At 64.5% G+C, this 6,492-nt stretch carries 7 protein-coding genes and 1 pseudogene; 3 read left to right on the top strand and 5 right to left on the bottom strand.

Annotated features, from left to right (window positions below; translation table 11 throughout):
• Positions 1-427, top strand: a pseudogene (locus F6X61_RS25805) (valine--tRNA ligase); the annotation flags it as partial.
• Positions 428-542: 115 nt separating this feature from the next.
• Complete coding sequence (gene rlmF, locus F6X61_RS25800; RefSeq protein ID WP_153789130.1) at positions 543-1,481, top strand: 23S rRNA (adenine(1618)-N(6))-methyltransferase RlmF; 939 nt, start codon at positions 543-545, stop codon at positions 1,479-1,481.
• 161 nt (positions 1,482-1,642) lie between these two features.
• Here rlmF and F6X61_RS25795 read toward each other — a convergent pair whose 3' ends face one another.
• Positions 1,643-1,924, bottom strand: coding sequence for an HU family DNA-binding protein (locus F6X61_RS25795; protein ID WP_110993227.1), 282 nt, complete (start codon positions 1,922-1,924; stop codon positions 1,643-1,645).
• 392 nt (positions 1,925-2,316) lie between these two features.
• Between F6X61_RS25795 and yejK the strand changes: the two genes are divergently transcribed.
• A complete protein-coding gene (gene yejK / locus F6X61_RS25790) occupies positions 2,317-3,324 on the top strand; it encodes a nucleoid-associated protein YejK (RefSeq protein ID WP_125465327.1) in 1,008 nt (335 codons plus the stop codon).
• 119 nt (positions 3,325-3,443) lie between these two features.
• On the opposite strand, the gene F6X61_RS25785 is transcribed toward yejK, so the two are convergent.
• The 4 genes from F6X61_RS25785 to F6X61_RS25770 all read right to left on the bottom strand — a co-directional run bounded on the left by F6X61_RS25785 (position 3,444) and on the right by F6X61_RS25770 (position 6,311).
• Entirely contained in the window at positions 3,444-3,737 is a 294-nt protein-coding gene (locus F6X61_RS25785; protein WP_153789129.1) for a GIY-YIG nuclease family protein, read from the bottom strand.
• 43 nt (positions 3,738-3,780) lie between these two features.
• Positions 3,781-4,251: a nuclear transport factor 2 family protein gene (locus tag F6X61_RS25780; RefSeq protein WP_153789128.1), complete on the bottom strand. Its 471-nt coding sequence runs from the start codon at positions 4,249-4,251 to the stop codon at positions 3,781-3,783.
• Between the two features lie 100 nt (positions 4,252-4,351).
• On the bottom strand, positions 4,352-5,632 hold the full coding sequence (locus F6X61_RS25775) for an MFS transporter (protein WP_153789127.1): 1,281 nt from the start codon (positions 5,630-5,632) through the stop codon (positions 4,352-4,354).
• Between the two features lie 13 nt (positions 5,633-5,645).
• Positions 5,646-6,311, bottom strand: a complete 666-nt coding sequence (locus F6X61_RS25770) for a FadR/GntR family transcriptional regulator (RefSeq protein WP_153789126.1) — start codon at positions 6,309-6,311, stop codon at positions 5,646-5,648.
• Between the last annotated feature and the right edge of the window lie 181 nt (positions 6,312-6,492).

Here is a 6,492-nt window from a genome sequence, read left to right as displayed (position 1 = left end):
CCGCGCCGAGATGAACATCGGCCCGGGCAAGCCGCTGCCGCTGTTCCTGAAGAACGCCAACGCCGACGACCAGCGCCGTCTGCAGGAGAACGAAGCCCTGCTGAAGAAACTGGCCAAGGTTGAGTCGTTCACCGTGCTGGGCGAACAGGACGAAGCACCGCTGTCGGCCACCGCGCTGGTGGGTGACCTGCAAGTGCTGGTACCGATGGCCGGCCTGATCGACAAGGACGCCGAACTGGCACGCCTGAACAAGGAAATCCAGCGCCTGCAGGGCGAAGTCCAGCGCGTGGGCGGCAAGCTGTCCAACGCAGCCTTCGTCGACAAGGCCCCGCCTGCCGTGATCGAGAAAGAGCGCGCCAAGCTGGCCGAGTCGGAGCAGGCCCTGGCCAACTTCACCGAGCAGCATGCGCGGATCGCTGCGCTGTAACATTCAGTGAAGCCTTCGGGGCTGCCTTGCAGCCCATCGCCGGCAAGCCGGCTCCCACAGGATGCGCTGTACCTGTGGGAGCCGGCTTGCCGGCGATGCTTTTCAGGACACCACGATGACCCAGAAACCCACCCTGCACCCCCGCAACCGCCACCAGGGCCGCTACGACTTCCCGGCACTGATCAAGGCCCACCCGGACCTCGCCCGCTTCACCATCACCAACCCCTACGGCAAACCCAGCATCGACTTCGCCAACCCCGAAGCCGTGCGTGTGTTCAACCGTGCGCTGCTCAAGGCCCAGTACGGCATCCAGCACTGGGACATCCCGGCCGATTACCTGTGCCCGCCGATCCCGGGCCGCGCCGACTACATCCATGTGGCCGCCGACCTGCTGGCCGCGGACAACGCCGGCGAGGTGCCACGCGGCGCCCAGGTGCGCGTCCTGGACATCGGCGTGGGTGCCAACTGCATCTACCCGCTGCTCGGCCATAGCGACTACCGCTGGCGCTTCACCGGCTCCGACATCGACCCGATGGCCCTGGCCTCGGCCAAGGCCATCGTCCAGGCCAACCAGCTGGACAAGGCCATCGGCCTGCGTCTGCAAGCCGAGCGCAAGCACATCCTCAGCGGCCTGTTGCAGGAAGGCGAGCGCTTCGACCTGACCCTGTGCAACCCGCCCTTCCATGCCTCGCGCGAAGAAGCCACCCGCGGCAGCCAGCGCAAATGGAAGAACCTCGGCAAGCAGGACCCCAAGCGCAAGCTGCCGGTGCTGAACTTTGGCGGGCAGAACAACGAACTGTGGTGCGAAGGCGGCGAGATCCGTTTCGTCAGCCAACTGATCGGTGAAAGCGTGCAGTACGCGGCGCAAGTGCTGTGGTTCACCAGCCTGGTGTCCAAGGCCAGCAACCTGCCGGGCATCGAGGCGGCGCTGAAGAAGGCCGGCGTGAAGGCCGTGCATATCGTCGAGATGGGCCAGGGGCAGAAGCAGAGCCGCATGGTCGCCTGGAGCTTCCATGACGACGACGCGCGCAAGGGCTGGCTGGCCAAGCGTTGATCCTGCTGTGGGAGCCGGCTTGTCGGCGATTCAGGCGACACGGTGGATGGCACCGGCATTGCCGGTGATCGCCGGCAAGCCGGCTCCCACAAGGCGAAATCACAGGCGTAAAAAAACCGCGCCCGGGCAAGCCGGGCGCGGTTTCGTCAACGCAGCAACAATTACTTGTTGATGGCGTCGTTCAGGGACTTGGCCGGAACGAACTTGACGACTTTCTTGGCAGCGATTTCGATGGCAGCGCCAGTCGAAGGGTTGCGGCCGGTACGGGCAGGACGCTCGGAGACTTTCAGCTTGCCGATGCCTGGCAGGGTGATTTCGGCGCCGTTTTCCAGTTGGTCGGCGACGATCTGGCCCAGTTGCTCCAGGGCGTTGCGCGCGGTGGTTTTTGGCGCGTCGATGGCTTCAGCGATATCGGCAATCAGTTGGTCTTTGGTCAGTGCCATGGTGGTGTTCCTTCCCTATCAAATCAGAGGTTGTGCAGCGTGCTTGGTCGGTGGTCGGGCCAGCCCGGGACAATCCAGAGGCCGCGTCGATCGCGTATGTAGATGCGCAAATCGGCGTTTGGTTCGACACCCCGCCAGCACGCTGCCAGCAATGCGCCACTCAAGGGGCGCAAGACCGCGCAAAGCTACCACAGGAATCGATAAATATCCGCTGTCGACACTGATTTTGTGCAGGTTTTTCGGGGGTTTAAGGAAAAAACGCACAAAAATGAACAAAAAACGAACAACCGCCATTTCTGCCAACATCTGGCCACTGCATCGCCCCCACCCTGAGGTAAACTGAGCGACTTTTGCAGCGCGGCCTCGCCCCCGCTTACATCACAGAGAATTCCATGCCAATCCGTCATTGCATCGTTCACCTGATCGACAAGAAGCCCGATGGCAGCCCCGCTGTACTGCATGCCCGCGACAGCGAACTGGCGGCCTCCGATGCCATCGAAAACCTGCTGGCCGACCTCAACGACAGCTACAACGCCAAGCAAGGCAAAGCCTGGGGCCTGTTCCATGGCGAGTCCGGCGCCTACCCGTTCAGCGGCTGGCTCAAGCAGTACCTGGAACAGGAAAAGGACTTCACCAGCTTCAGCCGCGTCGCCGTCGAGCACCTGCAGAAGCTGATGGAAGAATCCAACCTGTCCACCGGCGGCCACGTCTTGTTCGCCCACTATCAGCAGGGCATGACCGAGTACCTGGCGATCGCCCTGCTGCACCACAGCGAGGGCGTGGCGGTGAACGCCGAGCTCGACGTGACGCCGTCGCGCCACCTTGACCTTGGCCAGCTGCACCTGGCAGCGCGGGTCAACCTGTCCGAGTGGAAGAACAACCAGAACTCCAAGCAGTACATCTCGTTCATCAAGGGCAAGAACGGCAAGAAAGTCTCGGATTACTTCCGTGATTTCATCGGCTGCCAGGAAGGCGTGGACGGCCCGGGCGAAACCCGTACCCTGCTCAAGGCCTTCAGCGACTTCGTCGAAAAGGAAGACCTGCCGGAAGAGTCCGCCCGGGAAAAGACCCAGACCCTGGTCGACTACGCCACCTCGCAGACCAAGATGGGCGAGCCGATGGGCCTCGAAGAGCTGTCCAGCCTGATCGACGAGGACCGCCCGCAAGCCTTCTTCGATCACATCCGTAACAGTGACTACGGCCTGTCGCCGGAAATCCCCGCCGATAAACGCACGCTCAATCAGTTCCGCCGTTTCACCGGGCGGGCCGAAGGGCTGTCGATCAGCTTCGAATCACACTTGCTGGGCTCGAAGATCGAGTACGACGAAGAAGCGGGGACGCTGGTGATCAAGGGGTTGCCGACGCAGTTGGTCGATCAGTTGAAACGCCGCAAGGACTGAGGCGAGCAGCCTAGCGCTGTGGGAACGGCGGTTCGCCGCTGCGATTTACCCGCGGAGCCGGCAACACCGTGGATGGCACCGGCTTTGCCGGTGTTCGCGGGTAAACCCGCTCCCACAGATCAGAGCGTCGTGGCTTCGCAATAGGAGGCAACCAGGGCCTCCTTGGCCTTCTTGCGCAGCTTCTTGACCAGACGCTCCTGGCGCAGTGCTTCGCCTTTGTCCGGCCACTGCTCCACGTACACCAGCGCCTGCGCCGGGCTGGTCTTGAAGTAGCGTGCGCCCTGCCCTTTCTGGTGCTTGACGAACCGCCGCTGCGGATCATCGCTGATACCGCAGTACAGCGAACCATTGGCGGCCCGCACCAGGTAGACGTACCAGGGTTTGCACTCGACGGTGGAAGGTGTCTCGCTCACGGCTCGATTCGATACAGATGAAGATGGCCGCCAGCTTACCCGCTCAGCGCGCCTGCTGGAACGCCCGCAGCCCTTTGAAGGCCTGCTGGCGAACCTTGTTCTGCAACATCGGCGACCAGCCCAGCACTACCCCCGGCATGCCCAACGCCTGACGCGACCAGCGCCACAGGTCAAAGCTGTCATCGTGCTGGCAAATCAGCCCGTCGCGGATCACGAAGCGCGCCTGGATATCGTTGACCACCACCCGCCCGGTCTGACTGAACAGGTAGGTCGCCACCCAGTGGGCGCCGCCACCGAGCTCATCACTGCGTACGTTGTCGAAGGTCAGGGTGAAGTCCTTGGCGCGGCGGGTGAGCATGCGCCACATATCGCCGGCGTCCTGGCCGCGCAGGGTGCCGAACACCGGGTCGCTGAAGGCGATGTCGTCGCTGTAGCAGGCCACCATGGCCTCGGCATCCAGGCGCTGGAAGGCCTGGTAGAAACGGGTGATCAGGGCGCTGTTGGCATCGCTCATGGGGTGGTCCTGCGAAGATACGGAACCCGCACGATACTGCCTGGCCAGCAGCAGTACCATGCCCATTCGCGCCGTGAATGATGATCGCGGGCGGCGTGGCCTACACCCGCTCGCTGCTGACCTGAACATGCAGGGCGCGTCCGGCGCCCAAGCCGAACGCGATAGCCCCCACCCCCAACACGGCGAAGATCCAGCCCAGCGCATCCCAGCCTCCGGTCAGGTCATGCACCAGGCCGACGGCGAAGGGCCCGGTGGACGCCAGGGTGTACCCCACCCCTTGGGCCATGCTCGACAGGTTGGCCGCCACGTGCGCATCCTTCGAACGCAACACGATCAGGGTCAAGGCCAGGGCAAAGGTGCCGCCCTGTCCCAGCCCCAGCAGCACCGCCCAGCCCCACAACCCGTCAATGGGCGCATAGAGGCAGCCGAACAGGCCGGCCAGGGTCACCAGCATCACCACCACGATGGCCAGCCGCTGGTCCTTGCCACGGGTCGCCAGCCACGGCGCGCTCAGTGAGCTGATCAGTTGCACCAGCACCGACCCCGACAGCACCAGGCCTGCCTCGGTCGGGCTCAGGCCCCGGCCCACCAGGATCGAGGGCAGCCAGCCGAAGACGATATAGGCCAGCGACGACTGCAAGCCCATGTACAGCGTCACCTGCCAGGCCAGTGGATCACGCCACAGCCCGCGCACCCGATACGCCACCTTGTGCAGGCCATGGCCCTGGCGGGCCTGGGGCAGCCATACCAGCATCGCCAGCAGCGCCGGCAGCATCCAGAAACCCAGGCCCAATGCCCAGCTGTCATCGAAGTGCTGGCTCAGCGGCACGGTTGCACCTGCGGCCAGCGCCGCCCCGAGGCACAAGGCCATGGTGTAGACCCCGGTCAGGGTGCCGGCATGTTGGGGGAAGTCGCGCTTGACGATACCCGGCAGCAGCACACCGATGATGCCGATGCTCGCCCCCGCCATCAGGCTGCCGAGGAACACCCCCGTCACGCCCAGTGCGCTGCGCACCAGGATGCCCAGGGCCAGGGTGAGGAGAATGCCGAGGATCACCCGCTCGCTGCCAAAGCGCCGCGCCAGGACTGGCGCCAGCGGTGCGAACAGCCCCAGGCAGAGCACCGGCAAGGTGGTCAGCAAGCCCGCCTGCGAGGCGTTGAGGCCCAGGCTTTGCGAGACCTGGCCCAGTGCCGGCGCCATGCTCGACAGGGCTGGGCGCAGGTTCAGTGCCACCAGCACCAGGCCCAGCAACAGCAGCCAGGGTCGGCGCAGCAGCACTGGCTGTTGCTGCACCTGCTCGTCGTCAGCCTCGGCGTCGATCAGCAGTTCGTCGAGTTCCGCTTCGCGGGGCGTTGTGTCGCGGGTTATAGGTTCGGCCATGGCCGTCTCCCGTTCAGGATTCGATAAGGGTTCGGCTCAGGCGCTTGGCCAGTTCCGGGTCGCGTTGTTCGACGGCGTCGAGAATCTGCTCATGCAGGTCGAACACCGCCTGGCAACGGGGGACGGTGGTCATGTTGTGCTGCAAGGCGGCGGCCGCTACGCCGGAGAAGTAGCGGTAGAGTTCGCTGAGCGCGGGGTTGTGGGCGGCATCCACCAGGCGCTGGTGGAAATTGATGTCGCATTCGACGTAGGCGTCCAGGTCACCCTGGAAGTGCGCGGCACTGTGCTGCAGGGCTTCACGCAGTTCGTGCAGGTCTTGCTCGGTTCGGCGCAGTGCCGCCAGGCCGATGGCTTCGGCTTCGAGGATATGGCGGGTTTCGCGGGCGTGCTCGACAGTGCAATGGGCCATGGCCTGCACGGCTTGCAGGGGGTCCTGGGCGGTGCGCAGGTAGCTGCCGTCGCCCTGGCGGATCTCGACCAGGCCGCTGAAGGCCAGAACGCGCATGGCCTCGCGCACGGTGTTGCGGCTGATGCCGAGGTCGCTGGCGAGTTCGGGTTCGGTGGGCAGGCGCTGGCCGATCGACCAGGTGCCTTGGGCGATGCGGTCGCGGAGTTGGTCGACGGCTTGCTCGACCAGGGAGCGTTTGATCAGGAGGGTCACCTGGGGACGTCCAGTCATCGGATGAATTTTGGGGTAGTGGGACGATAGCGGGTTGGATGGGGGGTGGCAAGGTCCGGGTCCGGGTCCGGGTCCGGGTCCGGGTCCGGGGATCAGAGTGCTTGTTTTGATAGATGTATGCGCATTCGGCGGCGATGTCGACTTTTAGTCACCTTTCCGCCCTTACGGCGGCCTACTTTGG

The sequence above is a fragment of the Pseudomonas sp. EMN2 genome, from assembly GCF_009650555.1.
GTDB lineage: Bacteria > Pseudomonadota > Gammaproteobacteria > Pseudomonadales > Pseudomonadaceae > Aquipseudomonas > Aquipseudomonas sichuanensis.
This window is presented reverse-complemented; position numbering and strand designations above follow the sequence as displayed.

Excerpts from the sequence above, each read along its gene's own strand:
- rlmF (WP_153789130.1), top strand. The coding sequence starts at position 543 with ATGACCCAGAAACCCACCCTGCACCCCCGCAACCGCCACCAGGGCCGC.
- F6X61_RS25795 (WP_110993227.1), bottom strand. The coding sequence starts at position 1,924 with ATGGCACTGACCAAAGACCAACTGATTGCCGATATCGCTGAAGCCATC.
- yejK (WP_125465327.1), top strand. The coding sequence starts at position 2,317 with ATGCCAATCCGTCATTGCATCGTTCACCTGATCGACAAGAAGCCCGAT.
- F6X61_RS25780 (WP_153789128.1), bottom strand. The coding sequence starts at position 4,251 with ATGAGCGATGCCAACAGCGCCCTGATCACCCGTTTCTACCAGGCCTTC.
- F6X61_RS25775 (WP_153789127.1), bottom strand. The coding sequence starts at position 5,632 with ATGGCCGAACCTATAACCCGCGACACAACGCCCCGCGAAGCGGAACTC.
- F6X61_RS25770 (WP_153789126.1), bottom strand. The coding sequence starts at position 6,311 with ATGACTGGACGTCCCCAGGTGACCCTCCTGATCAAACGCTCCCTGGTC.